This is a genomic window from Clostridium sp. OM05-6BH, assembly GCF_003481635.1.
In the GTDB taxonomy this organism is placed as follows: Bacteria; Bacillota; Clostridia; order Lachnospirales; family Lachnospiraceae; genus Butyribacter.
Genome location: NZ_QULH01000004.1, coordinates 1 through 22,486 on the forward strand (window position 1 = coordinate 1; position 22,486 = coordinate 22,486).

The 22,486-nt window shown below is 41.3% G+C and carries 17 protein-coding genes and 3 pseudogenes; 18 read left to right on the forward strand and 2 right to left on the reverse strand.

Features of this window, described 5'->3' with window-relative positions:
• Together DXB73_RS14485 and DXB73_RS05200 are read left to right on the forward strand one after the other, a co-directional pair.
• Positions 1-528 (forward strand): annotated as a pseudogene (locus DXB73_RS14485) (hypothetical protein); the annotation flags it as partial.
• A 224-nt stretch (positions 529-752) separates the two neighbouring features.
• On the forward strand, positions 753-1,274 hold the full coding sequence (locus tag DXB73_RS05200) for a hypothetical protein (protein WP_118690340.1): 522 nt from the start codon (positions 753-755) through the stop codon (positions 1,272-1,274).
• A gap of 207 nt (positions 1,275-1,481) precedes the next feature.
• On the opposite strand, the gene DXB73_RS05205 is transcribed toward DXB73_RS05200, so the two are convergent.
• Complete coding sequence (locus tag DXB73_RS05205; protein ID WP_118690341.1) at positions 1,482-2,684, reverse strand: AraC family transcriptional regulator; 1,203 nt, start codon at positions 2,682-2,684, stop codon at positions 1,482-1,484.
• A gap of 176 nt (positions 2,685-2,860) precedes the next feature.
• Between DXB73_RS05205 and DXB73_RS05210 the strand changes: the two genes are divergently transcribed.
• The 5 genes from DXB73_RS05210 (at position 2,861) to DXB73_RS05230 (ending at position 10,698) form a co-directional block, all read left to right on the forward strand.
• Entirely contained in the window at positions 2,861-4,030 is a 1,170-nt protein-coding gene (locus DXB73_RS05210) for a cellulase family glycosylhydrolase (protein WP_118690342.1), read from the forward strand.
• A 24-nt stretch (positions 4,031-4,054) separates the two neighbouring features.
• Entirely contained in the window at positions 4,055-5,452 is a 1,398-nt protein-coding gene (locus DXB73_RS05215; protein WP_118690343.1) for a glycoside-pentoside-hexuronide (GPH):cation symporter, read from the forward strand.
• A 124-nt stretch (positions 5,453-5,576) separates the two neighbouring features.
• The gene (locus DXB73_RS05220; RefSeq protein ID WP_118690344.1) at positions 5,577-7,628 is read left to right on the forward strand and encodes a beta-galactosidase; all 2,052 of its coding nucleotides are present in this window, start codon (positions 5,577-5,579) and stop codon (positions 7,626-7,628) included.
• Entirely contained in the window at positions 7,625-8,965 is a 1,341-nt protein-coding gene (locus DXB73_RS05225) for a glycoside hydrolase family 30 beta sandwich domain-containing protein (protein WP_118690345.1), read from the forward strand. Before DXB73_RS05220 ends, DXB73_RS05225 begins: the two co-directional genes overlap by 4 nt.
• An 86-nt stretch (positions 8,966-9,051) precedes the next feature.
• A complete protein-coding gene (locus DXB73_RS05230) occupies positions 9,052-10,698 on the forward strand; it encodes a glycoside hydrolase family 43 protein (protein ID WP_118690346.1) in 1,647 nt (548 codons plus the stop codon).
• A gap of 139 nt (positions 10,699-10,837) precedes the next feature.
• On the opposite strand, the gene DXB73_RS05235 is transcribed toward DXB73_RS05230, so the two are convergent.
• Complete coding sequence (locus DXB73_RS05235; RefSeq protein ID WP_022024761.1) at positions 10,838-11,344, reverse strand: ECF transporter S component; 507 nt, start codon at positions 11,342-11,344, stop codon at positions 10,838-10,840.
• 160 nt (positions 11,345-11,504) lie between these two features.
• On the opposite strand from DXB73_RS05235, the gene DXB73_RS05240 reads away from it, so the two are divergent.
• The 11 genes and pseudogenes from DXB73_RS05240 to DXB73_RS05285 all read left to right on the forward strand — a co-directional run bounded on the left by DXB73_RS05240 (position 11,505) and on the right by DXB73_RS05285 (position 22,374).
• Complete coding sequence (locus DXB73_RS05240) at positions 11,505-13,787, forward strand: GGDEF and EAL domain-containing protein (RefSeq protein ID WP_182448257.1); 2,283 nt, start codon at positions 11,505-11,507, stop codon at positions 13,785-13,787.
• Between the two features lie 29 nt (positions 13,788-13,816).
• Positions 13,817-14,035, forward strand: a pseudogene (locus DXB73_RS05245) (hydrolase); the annotation flags it as partial.
• Positions 14,036-14,169: 134 nt separating this feature from the next.
• Positions 14,170-15,045 (forward strand): C39 family peptidase, encoded by an 876-nt coding sequence (locus DXB73_RS05250; protein ID WP_118690348.1) that lies wholly within the window; start codon positions 14,170-14,172, stop codon positions 15,043-15,045.
• 73 nt (positions 15,046-15,118) lie between these two features.
• Entirely contained in the window at positions 15,119-15,814 is a 696-nt protein-coding gene (vanR, locus tag DXB73_RS05255; RefSeq protein WP_118506648.1) for a VanR-ABDEGLN family response regulator transcription factor, read from the forward strand.
• A gap of 424 nt (positions 15,815-16,238) precedes the next feature.
• A pseudogene (locus DXB73_RS14805) lies at positions 16,239-16,922 on the forward strand (HAMP domain-containing sensor histidine kinase); the annotation flags it as partial.
• Positions 16,900-17,037, forward strand: coding sequence for a hypothetical protein (locus DXB73_RS14490; protein WP_182448256.1), 138 nt, complete (start codon positions 16,900-16,902; stop codon positions 17,035-17,037). The pseudogene DXB73_RS14805 and the gene DXB73_RS14490, both read left to right, overlap by 23 nt.
• 264 nt (positions 17,038-17,301) lie before the next feature.
• Entirely contained in the window at positions 17,302-17,508 is a 207-nt protein-coding gene (locus DXB73_RS05265; RefSeq protein ID WP_118690349.1) for a type II toxin-antitoxin system Y4mF family antitoxin, read from the forward strand.
• A complete protein-coding gene (locus tag DXB73_RS05270) occupies positions 17,505-17,837 on the forward strand; it encodes a HipA N-terminal domain-containing protein (RefSeq protein ID WP_118690350.1) in 333 nt (110 codons plus the stop codon). Before DXB73_RS05265 ends, DXB73_RS05270 begins: the two co-directional genes overlap by 4 nt.
• Positions 17,834-18,784, forward strand: coding sequence for a HipA domain-containing protein (locus tag DXB73_RS05275; RefSeq protein WP_118690351.1), 951 nt, complete (start codon positions 17,834-17,836; stop codon positions 18,782-18,784). The genes DXB73_RS05270 and DXB73_RS05275 overlap by 4 nt, the downstream gene beginning before the upstream one ends.
• A gap of 225 nt (positions 18,785-19,009) precedes the next feature.
• Complete coding sequence (locus DXB73_RS05280; RefSeq protein WP_118690352.1) at positions 19,010-21,148, forward strand: EAL domain-containing protein; 2,139 nt, start codon at positions 19,010-19,012, stop codon at positions 21,146-21,148.
• Positions 21,149-21,177: 29 nt separating this feature from the next.
• Positions 21,178-22,374: a cation:proton antiporter gene (locus DXB73_RS05285; protein ID WP_118690353.1), complete on the forward strand. Its 1,197-nt coding sequence runs from the start codon at positions 21,178-21,180 to the stop codon at positions 22,372-22,374.
• Positions 22,375-22,486 lie beyond the last annotated feature (112 nt).

The window sequence follows — 22,486 nt, forward strand, 5'->3', positions numbered from 1 at the left end:
GCGATGTTGAATTATGGTGCCTGCTCACAGAAGTATTTTAATAAGGCAGTAGATGATCTGGCAAATAAGAATTTAAATTCTTATGATCAGGAAATACCGGATCGATTTGATGGTTATATTAATGGTTTTGTTGCTGAAAAAGCTGAAAATGGTGTGCTTGGACAATTTGCCGGACTTAGTATGGTGTTAAAATCGGAAACTACATTGAATATCTTCTATGAACCGAAGGAAGGAATTGATGTGTCAAAGCTGACATTTTCGGTAGACGGAAAAGAAATCACACCGGTGAAACGAGGGCAGTATTATATTCTGTCTCTGGAAAATATCAAGGCAAATGAGTTGGAAAATTCAAAAACATTTACCGTAACGGATGGCACGAACACATTGAGCGGAGAGTACTGTGCAATGATGTACTGCTATCAGGTATTAACTGCTGCAGAAGGAACTTATGCGGATGATCTGGTGACACTGGTGAAAGCATTCAGTGATTATGCATATACCGCTAAGTCTGTATGCGGATCTAATTAGTAAGAGAATGACCAAGGTAACCGAATGGCAAGAGTACATAGATATGAACAAAGAATTTATTTGAAAATGAAAGGAGTATCAGATTATGAAAGAGAGATATGAAGTACCGGAGATGGAGATTGTAGAGTTTGAAACAGAGGATATTATTACAACAAGTGGTGATCCGGAGACGCCTTTTGTACCGTTTTCCGAAAAATAATGAAGATAATGTTAGGAGACCGGCTATGAAAAATAAGAAAAAAACAATGATTATTACGGCGATTGGTCTTGTGGTTATGCTGGCAGTCATTGTCGCTGCGGTAGTGATGAGGCAGTCTGGTCAAAATACTGCAAAGGAATCGGATAGGTCAGAACAGACAGCAACAGATCCGACATCTTTGGATGACAATATGTCATCCAAAGCTTCATCCGATCAGAAGGATGATACGAGCAGGGATAGCGGTAAGAATGATTCAGATAACAAAAATTCCGGTAACAAGGATTCTGACAGCAAGGATTCCGTCAGCAAGGATTCCGTCAGCAAGGATTCCGTCAGTAAGGATTCCGTCAGTAAAAATAACGATAGCATAGATTCCGGCAACAAGGATTTCGGCAGTAAGGATTCTGACAGCAAAAAAAACGATAGCATAGATTCTGACAGCAAGGATTCCGGCAGTAAAAATAACGATAGCATAGATTCTGGCAGTAAGGATAACGGTGAGAAAGATTCGGATACGATTGAGCTTCCGTTTGTTCCGGCAGAATAGAATGGTGTCACGAAAGGTGGCATTGTGAGGAAGGATCGGAGGGTATCGGTGAAAGAAAAAAGTACACTTACATGGCTTAGAAAAGTGACAAAGAAATACCGTTCCTTTGTTGTACTGTTGACCATATTTGAAATTTGTATCCCATAGGTTGCCTGCGTTGGAGATCTGCAGCAAACGGCTTCATTTTGAAGAGGGAATTACGCTAGATCATTCCTTTCGTCCGTAGATTTCACGGTATTGACGCAGAGTGTATCCGGTGTGCTTTTTGAATTGGGTTCCCAAGTGGCTTTGCGATGAAAATCCCAGATAAGTTGCGATCTCTATATAGGAATAATCGGAATAGATCAGTAGATTTTTGGCACGGTTGATCTTCTCCTGAAGAATGTAACCGGATATACTGATCCCTTCGCATTCCTTGAATAGCTGGGAGAGGTAGTTGGGGTTACAGTCTGCTTCAGCAGCCAAATCTTCCAGTGTGATCCGGTCATGTAAATGAGAAAAGATAAAATCCTTGCATTTATTAATGCGGGGATTTTTCTGTTTTTTCAAAATGCCTTTCTGCTTCTCTTTGATCTCATGAACCATTTCAGCATATTGAAATTCTGCTTTGTGGGCAAGGGGAGCGACAAGGGCAAGATCCTTGCACTCTTCGATCTGTTGGATGTAGGAATCGCTCAGAGAAAAGGAAATTTCAGGAGAGAGGCCTCCGCGGATCGCAGCACGGCTTGCGAGAGTGACCAGAACAATACCGAGATTTTTGAGATTGCGCAAGGGGTCCTTTGCAAGAGTGCCGATTGTTCCGTCATAATCCTCTTGCATGCTTTTTTCTAGTTGGATCAGATCACCGTTTTCGATGCTGCCAAATTCCCGCATCTCCTGATCGTAGGGATTATGATGGATATTATTTTCATTGTTTTCAAATAGTATATCGTTAAAGTGTTTTTGTACTTTTACCGTATGGTCATGATTGAGGCAGTTAGTCTCTATGATCTGCTCGGTTGTTGATTCTACTCCGGTGATCATATGGTTCAGAAACAATATATCTTCCAGGTAGTCATCCGGATTGACCTGTGGAACGTATTTTTCAATTTCTTCTTCTAATATTAGTTCGTTGTAGTCGCAGTTCAGATAAACAGGAGAGGCAAAATTGACAGGACCGACAATATAAATAGCATTGCGGCCTGTAACGATGCCGTAAATATCTTTTTGCCGGATGGATCTTAGACAAGGAACTCCCTGTGGCAGTGATTCCAGTAAAAAGCCCAGAAACTCCTTGTCTTTGATATAGGTATCCTGAAAAGCAAGGACTTTGCAGCAGGAAAAAGTAATTTCCCCGTCGATGGTTAATTTATATGCATGAGTGTGCAATTTTTTGGAAAGATATTGAAGTAAAATGGTATCTTGCATCATGGTTTCCTCCTATTCTGTCATGTTATAGATGAAGTATATCATATTATCTGATAATTATGATATAAATCTAATATTTTTAATATAAATGAGCCCGTTTCCATCATAAAATATGGTCACAAGTTAAGAAACAACCGAAACGGAATATCTAAAAAGAAAGAAAGGTAGGGTGAACATTTATGAAAGTGAAGGGTGTTAATTTAGGAAACTGGCTTGTTCTGGAAAAGTGGATGAATCCGGCATTGTTTGAAGGAACCACGGCAGAGGATGAGTATTGGCTTCCAAGACAGTTGTCAAAAGAAGTATATGAGGCAAGGATCAAGATCCATCGCAGTGAGTACATTACGGAGCGTGATTTTGTAACGATTAAATCATGGGGATTGGATGCGGTTCGTATTCCGGTACCATATTTTATCTTTGGAGACAGAGAGCCATTTATTGGATGCATTGAGGATCTGGACAAGGCATTCAACTGGGCTGAAAAATATGGTTTGAAGATACTGATCGATCTGCACACTGCACCGGACGGACAGAATGGATCTGATAACGGCGGAATCTGCGGCGTGTGTAAATGGGCACAGAATCCGGAAGAGGTGGAATTTGTTCATACCGTATTGGAACGACTGGCACAAAGATACGGACACAGAGAAGGACTTTGGGGGATTGAGCTGATCAATGAGCCGGCATTGCAGGGAGCATGGGAGCTTCTCAATATCCAGAAGAGATATCCACCGGTAGACGAGGAGATGGCGAAAGGAAGCGCTCCGATCACCGTGGAATTCATCCGGAAGTTTTATCTGGATGCGTATGACCGCATTGAAAAATATCTGTCAGAGGATAAATACATCGTTATTCACGACGGATTCGAACTTACTATTTGGAAAGATTTTATGCGGGAAGAAAAGTATAAAAATGTCGTTCTGGATACCCATCAATATTTGATGATGGCAGAAATGATGGGATGTGAGCAGACAGTAGAAGGATACGAAAAATATGTGAAAGAGCACTTCATGAAGGAGATCGAGGAAATGCAGCAGTATTTCCCGGTTATCTGCGGTGAGTGGTGTCTGTTTAATTCTCTTGCCTGTGGTTGGGATACTAAGGGAGGACAGACCGTTCTTAACGGACTGGAAGGTGCTTCTGTGGAGACATATACTCCGGAGCAGAAAAAGGAAATCTATCAGGCGGTTGCAAAAATGCAGAAAGAGGCCTGGGATAAGGGATCTGGATATTTTTACTGGAGTTATAAGTTGCTTACAGATACAGTCAACACAGATGGCTGGGTCGGCTGGGACAGCTGGGATCTGGGACGTTGTGTTGATTTTGGATGGTTTCCGTTAGATAAATAAATTACAAAATAGGAGGTAACAAGTATGAATGATAATAAGATGAATCCAAATGCAAGACTTACCTTTTTAGAGCGTTTTGCTTATGGTATAGGAGATTATGCAGGAAATTTAGTATATTCTGCAATTAGTGCATTTTTGTTGGTATATTACACGAATGTGGTGGGAGCCAGTGCAGCAGCAGCCGCTTCGATCATTGCAATTTCAAAAATATTTGATGGTATTTCAGATCTGGTAATGGGATATATTATTGATCATACCCATAGTAAATGGGGAAAAGCCCGTCCATGGATCGCCAGATTATGTATTCCGCTGGCTGTGTGTACGGTTCTGATGTTTACCGTTCCGGCATCATTTGTTGGCAAGACACAGTTAGCTTATATGTTCCTAACATATAACTTGGTATCCACGATCTTCTATACAGGAATCAATGTTCCGTATGCTACGCTTAACGGATTGATGACAACCAACCAGTATGAGAGAGGTCTTCTTGGCAACTTCCGTAACCTTTTGGCAACGGCAGGTACGATGACGATCAACACGGTCGTATTAAAGATGACAGCAGCTTTTGGTGGTGGAGATGTTTATTCCCAGAAGGGTTGGACGCTGACATTTATCGTTTTGATGATCGTATTTGTAATCTTGAATATGTTCACATTCTTTATGTGTAAAGAACGTGTCGTAGAGAGTGGTTCCGATCAGAAAGAAACAAAGGAAAACCGGATTTCTTTCTTCAAGGGGATCAAGGGATTATTTGTAAATAAGTACTGGGTACTGCTTGTAATCGCAATCTTTGCAATGTACTTTATGATGTCCTGTTTCTTCGGATCAGCTGTATATTTTGCGCAATATAATGTTGGAAATGCCGGAAAATACGCAATTATTTCGAACTGTCTGTCCATGGCACAGATCGCATTTCTGTTTGTGACACCGTTTATCATGAAAAAGGTTTCCAAGAAAAATCTGTTTATGTGTGGAATGGCTGTTTCCGGAATCGGATTCCTTCTCTCCGGTTTTACAACAAATGTAACACTTACCTGTGTATTATCTGTTGTAAAGGGTATGGGATTTGCTTGTGGAGGAGCATCCATGTTTGGTCTTTTGCAGGATGCGATCACTTATGGAGAGTGGTACAACGGTTATGGTACTGCCGGCATGGGCAACGCAGCTTCCTCTTTCTGTATGAAAGTTGGATCCGGTATCGGTACTGCAGCACTGGGCTGGGTTTTAGGTTTCGGTGGATTTGATGCAAAGAATGCAGTACAGTCGGCAAAAGCATTGGCTGCGATCAACTGGTCCTTTGCTTGGATCCCATTTATAATGGTTGTGATCGTCGTAATCTGCATGGTATTCTTTGATCTGGATAAGAAATACGATCAGGTTATCGCAGATCTGGAGCAGGGAAAGCATCGTAACGATCAGTAGTAATTTGTAATCTGACAGAAAGTGTGCATTCACTGTACAATGTAAAAGTAAAAAAGACCTTCCGAGATCATTATGGTTTTGGAAGGTCTGTCTTATATGAAGCTATGTGTGATGGAGGAATGTTATGAAAGATTTAGAAAGAAATGATATAATGTTTGGCGCAGCATATTATCCGGAGTATATGCCCTACGAACGTTTACAGGAGGATATTGCCATGATGCAGGAGGCGGGCATGAATACTGTCCGCATTGCCGAGTCGACATGGAGCACGTTGGAACCGGTCGAGGGGAAATTCGATTTTTCTTATGTTGACAAGGTTCTTGCAGCGGTAGAAAAAGCCGGGATGTATGCAGTGATCGGGACACCTACTTATGCTATTCCTTCCTGGCTGGAAAAGAAATGCCCTGAGGTGATGGTATTTGATGGTTATACCAGGGCAAAATATGGACGGCGCCAGATCATGGATATTGTTCATCCGGTGTTTCGGCAGTGTGCTGAAAATGTAATTTGTAAATTGCTCGAACATACAGCGAAGAATCCTTGTGTCATCGGCTTTCAGATTGATAACGAAACAAAACATTACGGCACTGCTTCTCCTGAGGTACAGGCAATGTTCGTGGAGTATCTTAAAGAGCAGTTTCATACGACAGAGCGGTTAAATGAGGTGTTTGGACTGCGTTATTGGAGTAATTCGATCCATGACTGGTCAGATTTTCCGGATATGGCCGGATGTATTCACGGCGGGCTTGCCAGTGAATTTGCCAAATTTCAGAGGAGTCTGGCGGCAGAATATCTGATGTGGCAGTCCGAGATCGTAAAGAAATATAAGAGGCAGGATCAGTTCATTACGCATAATTTTGATTTCGAATGGAAGAAATTCGGAGCCGATATTGCACAGGATGGATATTCTTATGGAGTGCAGCCGGACATAAATCATTATGAAGCGTCTAAGGCAGTAACGATTGCAGGAACGGATATTTACCATCCGACACAAGATGATCTGACCGGGGCAGAAATTGCATTTGGCGGTGATGCTATCCGTACCTTGAAGGATAGTTCATATTTGGTGTTGGAATGCCAGGCACAGGCATTTAAATACTGGACGCCGTATCCGGGGCAGCTGCGACTGCAGGGATACAGTCATCTGGCAAGTGGTGCCGAAGGAATCATGTACTGGAACTGGCATTCTATTCATAACGGGTATGAGACATATTGGAAAGGTGTTTTAAGCCATGATCTTGCTGTGAATCCTGCTTATGAAGAAGCCGGAACGTTTGGAAGAGAGATAGCGGGAATCGGAAAGGATGTCCTGCGCATTTCAAGAAAAAGCCCGGTGGCACTGGTAGTAGATAATCAGTCGCTAACCAGTTTCCGGTGGTTTCCAATTGACAAGGATTTAAGCTATAACGATGTGGTACGCCGGATGTATGACTGCCTGTATGAAATGAATATTCCATGTGATGTGATAGATATTCATCAGATGGAAGAACGATTAGAGCAGGAGGATAAGCCATATCAGATGATCGTTACTCCAGCGTTATACAGTGTTTCAGATACCTTTATACAGAAACTAAAGAAATATGTACAGTCAGGGGGTGTGCTTGTCAGCTCCTTTAAGTCCTTTGTGGCAGATCGTCATTTAAGCGTGTATCCGGATGCGCAGCCTCACGGTATGACCGAGTGCTTCGGTATGAGCTATAATCAGTTTACTGAGCCGGGTCGGATCAAGGTTGCCGGAGAACAGGTTTTATATTTTGCAGAATTGCTAAAACCGGACAGTGCTCAAGTAATGGAACAATATGAGCATAAATACTGGGGAAAATATGCGGCGGTTACAAAGAATTCTTTTGGTCAGGGATATGGATATTATATCGGTTGTTACGTAACAAAGGACAAGCTGAAAGAAATATTGAAGGATGCCATAGCATGCGCTCACATTGACAATTATTTTAAGGATAATATTATGTGGCCGGTGATCATTCGCAGTGGGATCAATGATAAACATGAAAATATCCACTATATTCTTCATTACAGCGAAGATGAGAAAGAGATTCCATGTCCTTTTGAAATGGTGGAGGATATTCTCACCGGACAGTGTTATAAAAAGGAGCAGAGTTTGCCGTTGAAAGACTGGGGTGTTATGATTCTGCGGGAGAAAGAAGGAGGAAAAGAATGAAGCTGACTTATGTAGAAAGTGTTGGAGTAAAAAAGCTTGAACAATATGAAAAAACAGTGGAATTTGTTGATGATGACGGTGTGGAGGATCAGGTGATAAACGTTTATCCGCAGGTGAAATATCAGAGCTTTGAAGGATTTGGCGGAGCTATTACGGATGCGGCAGGTTATGTGTTTCAACAGCTGGATCCGGAGCAGCAAGAAAGACTTCTTACGATGTATTTTCATCCGGACCATATGAATTACCGGAAGGTGAGGATCCATATGGACAGCTGTGATTTTTCAACACATTTGTATTCTGCCATAAGCGATCCGCTGGATCAGGATCTGGAATCATTCGATTTTTCGGACACAGAGAAATATATTCTTCCGCTTCTTGCTGCCGCGCAGAAGATGGCACAAAAACCATTAAAGATCATGTTGTCTCCATGGTCACCGCCTGAATTTATGAAGACAAATGATTCGCGAAAAAATGGTGGAAGCTTAAAAAAGGAATATTATCCGTTATGGGCAAAATGTATCTGCCGTTATATCACAGAGTTTGAAAAACGTGGCTATGAGGTGGAGCGTATATCAATACAAAATGAACCAAAGGCTGTCCAGCTCTGGGACTCCTGCGTGTATTCTGCAGAGCAGGAAAAAGAATTTCTTACAGATCATTTATACCCGGCGATGAAGCAGGCCGGTCTGGAGCATGTAGAGATCTTTATATGGGATCACAACAAGGAACGTGTTTTTGAAAGAGCCTGCGATCTGATCGATGCGACGACAGATGGCATGATTGCCGGAACAGCATTTCATTGGTACAGTGGGGATCATTTTGAGGCATTGGACCTGGTACGACAGCAGTTCCCGGATAAAAAGCTTATTTTGTCCGAAAGCTGCCTGGAATACAACAAGTTTGATTCTGCTGCAGAATCGGTCAATGCCGGTCGACTCGCTCATGATATGATTGGAAATTTGAATCATGGTCTGAATGCATTTTATGATTGGAACATCCTCTTAAATAAAGAGGGGGGACCAAATCATGTGGGAAACTATTGTGATGCACCGTTCTTGTTTGATGAGGAACGCAAGAAATTGCTGCAGAGGATGAGTGCGGATTACTACTGGCATTTTGCGCATTTTATCCAACCGGGTGCAGTGCGTCTTGGCTTTAGCAGATATACCGATGAGATAGATGTCACTGCATGGGAAAATCCGGATGGAAGAATTGTATTGATTCTGTTAAACCGTGGAGAAGAAGCAGTACCGGTTCATATACGGATTTCCGGAAAAGAAACAGAAATTGTTCTGTCTGCCCACAGTATAGTCAGTGGTGTGATCAGTAGGGAGTAAATGGATTGATCATTTTTATGCAGCCGAAATGACTCGTTTTGAGAAGATAACGAGAGTACATTTTTTATGAAATGGAGGAAACAAATATGCTTAGAAATCCAATATTAAAAGGTTTTAATCCGGATCCTTGTATATGTCGGAAAGGGGAAGATTATTATATTGCCGTATCTACCTTTGAATGGTTTCCGGGGATTCCGATCTATCATTCTCGCGATATGAAAAACTGGGAGCTTTATACCCATGTGCTGACAGATGACAGCAATCCGGATCTAAAAAAACTTCCATCAGCGAAAGGAATTTGGGCACCATGCCTGACTTACTGCGAGACAGAGGATATGTTTTATGTGATCTATGGTGTGATGAATTCCATGAATGCACGTTATTTTGATGTGGATAATTTCCTGATCACCGCTAAGGATATTAAGGGTCCATGGAGTGAGCCTGTATATTTGCATTCCTCCGGTTTCGATGCATCTATTCTTCACGATGATGATGGGCGAAAATATATTGTATCTTTGGATTGGGAGACAAGAGAAGGCTATGAGAAACCAGGAGTGATTGCTGTTTCTGAGTATGATCCGGAGAAAAAGGAGATTATTGGGTATCCAAAACGGATCTGGAAGGGTGGAACAGACAGAGGCTGTATTGAAGCACCACATCTGACCAAACGAAATGGATATTATTATATTATGTGTGCCGAGGGAGGAACCGGATATAATCATTGTGTAACCATGGGGCGTTCCAAAAATGTATGGGGACCTTATGAAGGAGATCCACAGAATCCAATCGTTACGTCTAATCCGATAGAGTCCAACGAAAGACATGATCCGGACCATTTAAAGCCAAAGTATTTCAACCCGGATGTGGTATTGCAGAAAGCCGGTCATGGAAGCTATGTGGAGACGCAGCTTGGAGAGGTATATCTGGTACATCTTTGCTCCAGACCATTCCGTCCGGAGCTTCGCTGTACGCTTGGCAGAGAGACTGCCATCCAGAAAATGAAATGGACCGAGGATGGCTGGCTTCGCATGGCAGACGGAAGCAATATTGCTAAGGAATACTGCGAAGAAAGTGAATTGCCGGAATATAAGGTGTCCGAAATACCGGACTTTGATGATTTTGACGGAACGGAGCTTGGCAACTTTTATTATGCACCTCGTCTCATGCCTCAGAGCTTTGCAGACATTCATGCTAGAAAAGGATATGTCCGATTAAGGGGACAGGAGTCAAGAACTTCTCTAAATAAGGTGAGTATTCTGGCAAGGAAACTCACAAGTGTTTATGCAACGATAACGACAAAGATGGAGTTTGTGCCGGAGGTACATCAACATTCGGCAGGTCTTATCATTTATTATGATAATATGAATTATATCAATCTGCGGAAATATTACAGCGAAACGCTGGGACAGAGTGCAATTTCCATTATTGCTCTGGAAAATGGAGAGAAGACAGAATTTGTCAATACAAGAAAAGCAGTGGATGATGTACCGATCTGTTTCCGATTGGAGATCCGAGGGAAACATTCACAGTTTTATTGGGGGTATGATGGGGAACATTATGAAAAGATCGGCATCCCATTTGATACCACAAAGTTTTCTGATGAGTATTGTAAATATGGAGAGTTTACCGGAACAATGGTGGGCATCACCTGTGCGGATCGTGTTAAACACAAGCATTACGCCGATTTCGATTTCTTTGAATATGTGGCAAAGGAAGACTGCCCGGTGGAGTAGAAATACTTTATTTGTTTTAAGATATATAATGATGGCAGTGATTCAGAACTGTAATTATATGCCTTGCCATACGATTAGTCATGGATGATGATTAATCGTATGACGGCAAAGCATTGGTAAAAATGATTATGAGATAATCTTATTCTATAGTTATCTTACTTTTTTCAAAGGCCTTGATTAGTATAGTGCCAAGGATCAGACCAACAATTCCTTGAATGGCATTGGCCGGGATGTTGACTGCAGAAGCAATAAAGCCATACATAAACCCTTCAAATACATAATAACCAAGTACCATTATGATCTCAGCTAAGATACCGCTGACAATGCGTGCAGGAAGATTATGACCTAAAGATTTGCGTATCAACTTAAAGGTATAGCAGGCGATCAGAGCCATAAGACCTTTAATAATAAAGGTGGCCGGGGCATAGACGAGATAACCGGATAATAGATCGGCTAATCCGGAACCAAGACCGGCTGCAACAAAACCGTATACCGGAGATAACATCCAGCCACAAAGCAATACGATGCAGTCACCAATATTTAAGTAGCCTTTTAAGGGTGATGGGAATTTGATGATCATTGTTGCAACGCAGGCGAGTGCTGCGAAGAGTGCTGCGGTTACTAATTTCTTTGTTTTCGTTTCCATAATTTTTACTCCTTTGTTTTTATTCATGTGACAGTATACAATAAAATTGATCGGATAACAATATAAAGCAGAGAACTCTGAAATCGAAAGTCAATTGACAAGTACGCGTTTCAGGGTATAATGTAATAGGATTGTTTGTGTTGGAATGGAGGATATCTATATGGACAAGTTGTACATGGTCATATTATTGTTAACAATAATTCCTATACTGATTTGTATAAAATATGCCAGAAAGGTAAAAAGTGATGTGGCAGATTCTATTACCAGATGTTTGTTCTTTGTGACAATCACGATAATTAGCAATATCGTATTTGCTTTTTCGCAGTATCAGCTGGTGGCATATTTTATGGAAAGTGTTTATTTGTTTTTCTTTGATCTGGTGTTGATATACATATTACAGTATTCCCAACAATATACAAGGGTATTTCATGAAGTGTCCGCATTTCGAATCGGATGCTTTATTGTTGCGTATTTGGATGGGATTTCTTTGCTCTTAAATACATTCTTTCACCATGTCTTTACGTTAAAAAAGGTAAGCTATATAGGGATTCAAATGTATTGTATTAGCAGCAAAACTATTTTTTATGATCTGCATTATGTTTTTGTGTATTGTTTGATGTTTTGCGCGATTGCATCTTTTCTTACAAAGATCATGCGTATTTCGAGCTTTTATCGCACGAAATATATTCCGATCTTTGTAGTCCTTTGCGTGATCATGGCATTGAACATGGCGTGCAATGTTTCCGGCTTTCCGTTGGATCTGTCACTTCCGTTTTTTGTGTTTGCGGCAATTTTGATATGTTATCTGACCCTGTATCGTACGCCGAGGGAACTGATCGAAAAGACGTTGTCTTTCGTTGTAACTAAAATGAATAATTCGGTAGTTTGTTTTGATATCAATCAAGAGTGTGTCTATGCAAATGACCATTTTCGCAGTAGGCTCTCATCTACAAATGACGATTTTTCAAAAATTACACAGCTGATACGCCGTTGGATCAACGAGAATGATTTTCAAGATCAGAATAGTGTGGAGACGAGTAGTCAATGGGTTATTGACGGTGTGACGCATTATTTTGATATTGAATACCGAAAAATATTTGCAAAAAAAGGGGAGTATATCGGATTCTTCTTGAATTTTATAGACACTACGGAAAAACGACTTGCCTTTGAAAAAGAAAAATTTTTGGCAACGCATGATGCTTTGACCGGATTATATAATCAAAGTTATTTTGCAACAAAGGTGTCAGAGGCTTTGCAGCAAACGCCGGATGTGGATTGGCTGCTGCTTTGTTCTAATATTAAGGACTTTAAGTTGATCAATGATCTCTTTGGTCTGGAAAAAGGAAATGAAGTGTTAAAGATGGAGGCTGATCTTCTGAAAAAATACTGCGTTAAAAACGCAGTCTATGGAAGGATCGGTGGTGATAAATTTGCAGTATGCATTCCAAAGGATCAATTTCTAGAGCAGAAGATTATGCAAGTGATACAAGATATGGGACAGACTTTTAATAATACTATGTATCATATGCATATATATATCGGTGTCTATGAAATAACAGATAGAGACGAAGATGTTTCAATCATGTGTGATAAAGCAAATATTGCTATTAAAACCTTGCGCGATAATTATGACAGATCAATTGCATATTATAGCGATACAATATTGGACAAGACGATTAAGGAAAAGCAGCTTGTGGGAGATTTTGATGAGGCGATTGAACAAAAACAGTTTTGTATGTATTTACAGCCTCAGATGACATCGGATGGTAAAATGATTGGTGCAGAAGCTCTGGTGAGATGGCAGCATCCAAAACGCGGACTGATCTTCCCGGGTGACTTTATTGAAATTTTTGAGCGAACAGGACTTATTTACCGTCTTGATCGATTTATATGGGAGCTTGCTGTGCAACAATTGGCAAAGTGGCAGAAAGAGGGACGTGATGAGCTATACATATCTGTAAATATTTCGACCAAAGATTTTCAGTATATGGACGTTTATCAGACGATCACATCTCTTGTGGAACGGTATGGCATTATTCCATCTACTTTGAAGTTGGAGATTACAGAGACGGCGATTATGATGGGAAATGCCGGAGAACTTGAAACTATTGGCCGTTTTAGAAACTATGGTTTTGAAGTGGAGATTGATGACTTTGGCAGTGGATATTCGTCCCTCAATACATTAAAGGATATAGACGTTGATGTGTTAAAGATCGATATGGGCTTTTTGAGGACAACCAGATCGGAGCGAGTAGAAAGAAGTATGTCAATCTTAAATATGATCATTTCGCTAAGTAAAATCCTTGGTTTGTCCGTGGTGACAGAAGGTGTGGAGACAAAAGATCAGGTCAGCCGTCTCTCGCAAATGGGATGTGGAGTGTATCAAGGGTATTATTTTTCCAAGCCGATCCCAGTCCATGAATTTGAGGAGCGGTATATGTAAATCAATTCATACAAACAGATCCAAGAGGACGTCCATCGAAGAGTACCAAGGACATGGAGTTAAAATCCTTAAAGAAAAAGTATAAAGCGAAAGGTTTTGCGGCGGGATGCTCTCGTGAGGTCATCGCACGAGGCGCTGAGCAGCTTGGCTGGGAGTTGCCAAAATTATTGGAAATGACATTGCAGGCAATGGCGGCGTCTGAAGACACGATCAATGCGGAGATGGCCGCGATTGAGGCGCAAAAGTAGTTCGCACAGATGCAGTCATAATTTTGTAAGAAATTTGGAATAAAAATATCACAAAGTCGTGATACGAATTATAAAAACAGTCTTTTTTATTTTGCTAGGATGTTATCAGAAGCAGATAAAGGAGGCTATTTTTTATGGAAAGAAGGAAATACAGAAAACATAGATTCATGAAAGTGCTGGCGTTTATTTTGACGGTGATCGTAATGGGGAAATTGATAGGAAATGCGGGAAGCTGGGTCAGGCAGTGGCAGTCGGATGAGGAGTATGGCGTGTCTGCACAAAATATGTCTATTCATGATGCGAAGGAGAAGGCACCGCAAAAGCTTAGTACAACGCAGATTAAGAAGAGACTGCACAGTTTGGCTAAGAAGGATTCAGCCTATATAAATATTTATGACAATCGGGATAAATATCCCACCGTGTTGTTGCGTTCCCTTTGTAATAATGCGGAGATGTTGGAGTTTGTGAAAGGTTATTTGTCAGCGGATGGCTTAGCACACGGTCATTTGACGAAGAAAGAATGTAAGGAAAAGATACCACTTTTGCTGCAGTGGGATCAAAGATGGGGATATGTTTCCTATGGAAGCAGCGACATTGCGTTATCCGGTTGTGCACCTACCTGTTTGTCAATGGTGATCGTGGGTTTGACCGGAAATCATAATGCAACGCCGGATAAGATTGCGAAGTATGCACAGGATAATGGGTACTATCTAAAAGGAACGGGAACGAGTTGGAGTCTTCTTACTGAGGGAGCTTCTCATTTTGGTGTTGTGGGACGTGAGATCAGTTTAAGCAAGGAAACTGTTTGTGGTGTCTTAAAACAGGGACAGCCGGTCATCTGCAGTGTGGGGAGAGGAGATTTTACGACAGAGGGGCATTTTATAGTATTGACGGGAATGAAAGATGGCAGAATTAAGGTGAATGATCCAAATTGTATACACAGGAGTTGTTTATGGAAGTATGAGACATTGGAACCACAGATTAAAAATTTATGGGCGTATCAGGGATGAAGGATATTTGCAGAAGCTATTTGCTTGTAGTACAATGACCTCAAATAAGCAAACGAAAGAGGGGAATAGGCAGATGGCGGAGAGTATTTTAGTGGTAGACGATGAGCAGGAAATTGCCGATCTGGTAGAGGTATATTTACAAAATGAGGGGTATACAGTGCATAAGTTTTACAATGCAAAAGATGCTCTGAATTGCCTGGATAAGACCACGATCAGTCTGGCATTATTAGATGTTATGCTTCCAGATATGGATGGCTTTTCGCTTTGCAGGCAGATCAGACAGAAGTTTTATTTCCCGATTATCATGTTGACGGCAAAAGTGGAAGATATGGATAAGATCATGGGTCTGACGGTGGGCGCTGATGATTATATTACCAAACCCTTTAATCCGTTAGAACTTATGGCGCGGGTCAAAACACAGTTACGACGATATACGCGCTACAATACGGCAGGTGTTACGCAGGAGCGGGATGAGGAGATTGATATACGAGGTATGCACATATCAAATATTAGTCACAAGTGTATGCTCAATGGACAGGAAATTGCATTGACACCTTTGGAGTTTGACATTGTGTGGTATTTGGCAAGAAAACAGGGAAAGGTTGTTTCTTCCGAGGAATTGTTTGAAGCTGTTTGGAAAGAAAAATATTTGGATAACAATAATACCGTGATGGCGCATATTGCCAGGATACGGGATAAAATGCATGAGACGGCACGTAAACCAAAGTTTATAAAAACGGTTTGGGGGGTAGGATATACCATTGAGTAAGAACATAACATTAGAGGCGAAACAAGGGGAGCAGCATGATCATAAAGCGATGCAGTTTTTGATGCAGTATGTAGTCACGCTGGGAATATGCATAGGCGGTTTGGTAATACTTGTGGTATTATCAAAATTGGTGTTATCCACGAGAATATGGTATCAGACAGATCCTTATTGGCCGATGCTACATTGGTTGAATTTACATGTGATCTCAGTCTGTGTTGCAGCTAGTGGCGCAATCTGTCTTATTGTGACGATTTATTATTTGTTCCGTGCTTTCCGGCAGATGGATGAAGTCGTGGAAGCAGCAGGAAAGTTAGTGCATCAGCCGGAACAGCCTTTACGGTTGTCGCGTTCTTTGCAGGGGGTGCAAAATGAGTTGAACCTTGTGCGGGAACAGGCATTGCGCAATGAGATGGCGGTGAAAGAGGCTGAGCAGAAAAAGAATGATCTGATCGTATATTTGGCGCATGACTTAAAAACACCACTTACTAGTGTGATCGGGTATTTGTCATTGCTTCGAGATGAGCCGCAAATATCGGAACAGTTGCGACAGCGGTATACAGGCATTGCGTTAAATAAAGCAGAACGATTGGAAGAACTGATCAATGAATTCTTTGATATTACACGTTTTAATCTGTCGGTCATGACCCTGGAAAAGGAAACAATCCATCTGAGCCGTATGCTAGAGCAGATTGCCAGTGAGTTTGCACCGATTTTGCGGGAAAAAGGTTTGACACTGGAGCTTGCAATAGAAAAAGAGGTCGATCTGTCCGGAGATCCGGATAAATTGGAACGCGTCTTCGATAATCTGCTTCGCAATGCGGTCAATTACAGTTATCCGAATACAGTGATCCAGTTGTCGATGGAGCAACGGAAAGAAGAGCATAAAGTATTGCTTCGTGTACAAAATCATGGGCGGACGATTGCAAAAGAAAAATTAGAGCATATTTTTGAACAGTTTTTTCGTGTGGACGCGTCAAGATCCTCTGCAACGGGTGGGTCCGGACTTGGCTTAGCGATCGCCAGACAGATCGTGGAGATGCATCATGGACAGATCCAGGCAGAGAGTGTGGATGAGATGATAGTGTTTGAGGTGGAATTGCCAATATAAAGAGCATTCCTTTGGGATCGGAACGGTCGTTTCAGTACTTGGTGTTGGAAGAGTGATCGCCGCATTTAATCATTTCTTTATGGAACGCATGGTTGCCGCAGCAGATGTAGAATGAGGGGAACCAGGACCTGTAAAAAGTATATTGTAAAAGTTAAAATGTATAAGCGTACCTGATCAGGTATAAAATATAATGACATATAATATTATATCTGATAGGGTATGATGTAAAAAAATACGGAAGCTTACACCCGATAAGGTATAATAAATAATGAAATTTGTCTGTTTGCACCCGATAAGGTATAAAAATTGCGATTAATGTTGCAATTATACCTTTTCGGGTGTAATATATTATATAAGTATTTTGAAATGGAGATTAGTTATGAATAAAATTGCGGAATTTGTAAAAACACAGCGTAAAGCAGCCGGTCTGACACAGGAACAGTTTGCGATGCGCTCGGGGTTGGGACTGCGTTTCGTTCGCGAATTAGAACAAGGCAAAACAACAGTACGAATGGACAAAGTGAATGTTGCACTTGCAATGTTCGGGATGGAAGCGGTTCCCGGAAGAAAGGAAGATGAAGTATGAGTGAGATCTTTCGCACAGCATATGTGTATGTAAGAAATGTTTATGCCGGCATGGTGTGTGAGACTGATGAAGGGTATCGGTTTATATATGATCAAGAATATATGAACAGGGTTGATGCAAGTCCTGTATCGCTCACTTTGCCTCTTTCGGAGGAGGCTTACGAATCCAAAACTCTTTTTCCTTTTTTTGATGGTCTTATTCCGGAGGGATGGCTATTAGGAGCTGTCAGTCGTAATTGGAAAATTGATACGAAAGATCGTTTTGGATTGCTTTTAGTTGCTTGTAAGGACGCTATAGGAAATGTTAGTGTAAGAGGAGAAAAAATATGAACTGTTTGTGTTGTGGCAAAAGACTAAAAACAGACGATGGAACGGGCTGGCATAAGTCATGTGTGAAACATTTTTTTCAGACAGAGATTTTGCCAAAGATAGAGATCGATCAACAAGCATTGCAGGAATTGGTAATACAAAATGTTGATAAGGGATACACAGTACCTGGTGTACAGAAAAAATTGTCATTACATTTGCTTTCGGAGATAAATAATCCAAGATTGACTTTAGTGGATTATCCGACAGGGTATATTCTGAAACCGCAAGTTACACAGTTTGAGGCTTTGCCGGAAGCGGAACATCTTGTTATGGCAATGGCGGATGCTCTTGGAATTGTTACAGTACCGCATGCATTGTTGAAAGGAAGTGGAGAATATGCGTATATTACAAAAAGAATAGACAGGCTGTTTGAAAAGTCAGAGGTTCAAATGTTTGCAATGGAAGATTTTTGTCAGCTTGATCTGCGCCTTACCCAAGACAAGTATCGAGGCTCTTATGAACGATGTGCGAAAATCATTGATAAATATTCTTGCCAAACGGGACTTGATATGACAGAACTTTATTTACGATTAGTATTTTCCTTTGTGATTGGAAATTCTGATATGCACTTAAAGAATTTTTCGCTTATAGAAACTGCGCCGTGTAGTGGAAGATATAAGTTGTCTCCGGCATATGATCTGCTTCCGGTTAATGTTATTATGCCGGAGGATAAAGAGCAATTGGCACTTGCAATGAATGGAAAAAAAAGAAATATTCGACGAAAAGATTTTTTAGTATTTGCAGAGGAATGTGGATTGACGCGAACCTCAGCAGAAAAAATGATGATGGCTGTTATCAAACAAAAAAATTCATTCCTAGCGATGTGTGAGGAATCCTTATTGCCAGCCGGATTAAAAGAGCGATTTGCATTTCTTATTGAGCAAAGAGTAGATATTTTGCAGGGGTAGAAGCTTAGATTATGAAAAGGATAGAAGGATTTATTGCAACGAATGCATATATCGCTGTTAGACCAGGTGATGTGTAAGCTCACGGCACTTGGAAATGCGGGAGTGTTATGGATTGCGCTAGGATAGTAGAAGAATTGTATTTCAAGGAATAACGTGGTAAAATATGGCTAAATACAGGTGGCTGTGATTATGGGGATCCGGCCCGCCTAAGGAACGATAATTACGATGTTAGAAGTAATAGATATAGAGGGACAGAAGATGGAGAAGGTAAAGAATATTATTATTCGTGTTACGGATAAACTAGAGGAGAGTTGTGTACTGGGGGCTATCAGGCAGGCGATGATCATGATGATTCCGTTGTTGGTGGTTGGCTATATGTCGGCAATGTTTCTTGATTTGCCGATTCCTGCATATCAAATGTTTATTACAACGTTGTTCGGAGGACGTGTTGCTGAAGTGCTGCAGTGTGTCTATTCGACAGTTAATGATTTTTTCTCTGTATTTTTGGTTGTAGCAACAAGCGTGAGTTATTCGATCATAAAACGGAAAAAGCAGGGAATATATGAAAGTACCGGGAATATTATTATTCTTGTCATTATTTCTTTGGCAGCATTTGCCGGGTATTCCGGAATACAGTATGATGATTTTTCTATTACGAAGTTTAGTAATATGTATGCGTTTAGTGCATTGCTGGTTTCCTTGGTTTCGAGTGAGATGTATTATGTGCTGAAAAATAGTGGGCTTTTTCGGTTGAAAAAGCAAAGAACGAATACGGATAGTGTTTATGAAGAAGCAATTGAGGGAATTATTCCGGCAGTGATCATTGTTGGTTCCTTTTCTTTATTGCATCAGTTCTTTCGTGTGTGTTTTGGAGTAGATGGTCTGCAAGAGTTGATGGAGAGGATGTTTAATTACATTTTAGGACCTTTGCAGAATGGCTTGGGAGCGGGGCTGATCGTTATTTTGCTGACACATGGATTGTGGTTTTTTGGTATTCATGGGCATAATATGTTGGACACAGTCATCAAACAACATTTCGCAGATGCGACAGCAGGGATTTTTAGCAAAACAATGCAGGATGTATTTGTACTGCTTGGCGGAACGGGAGCTATGCTTTGCTTGGTCGTGGCACTATTGCTTTTTGCTAAGAAAAAGGGTACTCGTAATCTTGCGTGGATGGCGGCACCGACAGTTGCATTTAATATTAGTGAGATCGTGTTGTTTGGTATTCCGATCATATTAAATCCAATTTTTGTTGTGCCGTTTATGCTTGTTCCACTTGCTAATTTTTTGATAACTTATGCGGCAATTTATTCGGGACTGGTACCGCATCTTGTTAGTGAAGTGAATTGGACAACACCGATTTTCCTAAGTGGCTATCAGGCAACCGGTTCTTGGGCGGGAGCAATACTACAGATGGTATGTCTGGCGGTTGGTGTATGCATCTATATGCCATTTGTTCAATTGTATGAGGAGCAGAGTGCTCGTAAAATGGAGCGAGATCTTAAGCTGCTCGTTCAGGAAATGCAGCGTGAGGAAGAAAATAATGCAATTATGACACTGACAAAACGTGAGGATGAATTAGGACACGTGGCACGAAGTTTGGCGGTAGAACTTGTTGATGCGATACAACATCAGGAATTGTACCTCATGTATCAGCCGCAAGTAAATTGTGAGGGTGTGTGTGTTGGTGTTGAAGCACTGATTCGTTGGAATCACCCGGAACTTGGTTTTATTTATCCGCCGCTGATCATTGAATTGGCAAAAGAAAAGCATGTATTATATTTGCTGGAACAATATATTTTTGATACAGCGGCAGCTACAGCAGAAAAGTTAAAACCATATGCAGGAGAGGAATTTAAGGTATCCGTCAATATCACCAATGAGTCTTTAGAGTGGGAGGGCATTGAACAATGCATTGATGATACGGTGGCCAAATATGATATCCCGAGCGAGTGGTTCTGCTTAGAGATCACGGAGCAGGATGCGCTTTCCTCCTCCATTGATATTGCGGATAAGATCAAAAATATTAAGGCAAAAGGACATAAATTCCTGATTGATGATTTTGGAATGGGACATACTTCAATGGCATATTTACAGACAAATTATTTCGATGTAGTGAAATTGGATGGATCATTGACTAGAGATGTTTTATGCAATGAGAGAAACAGTGACATTATCGGTTCCATTGTGTATCTTAGTAAGTCATTGCATTTTAAGATCATTGCCGAATATGTAGAGGATGAGAATCAGAGAGATGAGTTGAAGCGGCTTGGCTGTGATGCGTTCCAGGGTTATCTTTACAGCAAACCATTGGAGGAAGATGCACTTCTTACATGGATGAAAGAGAGACAGAACGTGTGAATTGAATTTTCAGGAAAAAGGTAGTAGATATGTTGACATCATTAGCGTTTATTTTTCTGGTAGGACTGGCGATGGGAGCCATCTGCCAAAAGTTAAAGCTGCCAAGGATCATTGGTATGCTTGTAACGGGTATCGTATTAGGCCCGTATGTTTTGAATCTGTTAGACCCATCAATTTTGGGAATCTCAGCGGATCTGCGCAAGATGGCTTTGATCATTATTTTGTTGAAGGCAGGACTGTCATTAGATCTGGCGGATCTTAAGAAAGCGGGGCGTTCGGCAGTAATGATGGCGTTTGTGCCGGCATCTTTTGAAATCGTCGGATATATCGTATTTGCGCCGATGATCTTAGGCGTGAGCAGAGTGGAGGCGGCTGTGATGGGAGCAGTGCTTGGAGCGGTATCACCAGCCGTGGTTGTGCCAAGAATGGTTGGCCTGATGGAGAAGAAATATGGAACCAAAAAAGCGATACCACAGATGATCTTAGCAGGGGCATCTTGTGATGATATTTTTGTGATCGTACTTTTTACGACCTTCTTAAGCATGGCGCAGGGTGGCAGTGCTCATGTAATGGACTTCGTTAATATACCGATATCTATTGTTTTAGGCGTATTACTGGGTGCTGTAGTCGGTTATGCCTTGTATTTGTTTTTTGAAACGGCATATGCGAGAAAACACTGCGTGCGCAACAGTATGAAAGTCATCATTGTACTGGGATTTTCGTTCTTGCTGATCGCTATCGAAGGATGGCTGGAAGGAAAAGTGTCGGTATCCGGTCTGCTGGCAGTTGTCAGCATGGCGTGCGTCTTGAAGTTCAAAAGTACCGAATTTGTATCCAAAAGATTATCCGAAAAATTTGGCAAGCTCTGGCTTGCAGCGGAAGTTGTGTTGTTTGTGCTTGTCGGTGCGGCAGTGGACATCCGTTATACGCTGAGTGCCGGACTGGCGGCGGTACTGATGATTGCGGTGGCACTTGTCTGTCGTGCAGTTGGTGTGCTCCTTTGCGTTACCGGGACACAGCTTTCTTGGAAAGAGCGAATCTTTTGCGTGATCGCCTATCTGCCTAAGGCAACAGTGCAGGCAGCAATTGGTTCGGTGCCTCTGTCTGCAGGACTTCCTTGCGGCAAGATCATTTTGTCCGTAGCGGTGCTCGCCATTATCATTACGGCACCGATCGGAGCAATCGGCATTGACTGCAGTTACAAAACGTTATTAGAAAAAAATTAGGATTTGGTGTGTGTAGTACGATAGGTCTGGATCTAGACGGTTATATCGGGAACATGGACATTTTCACAGGAATTGATTATAATAATAACATTAGAAACAATAATGCTATACG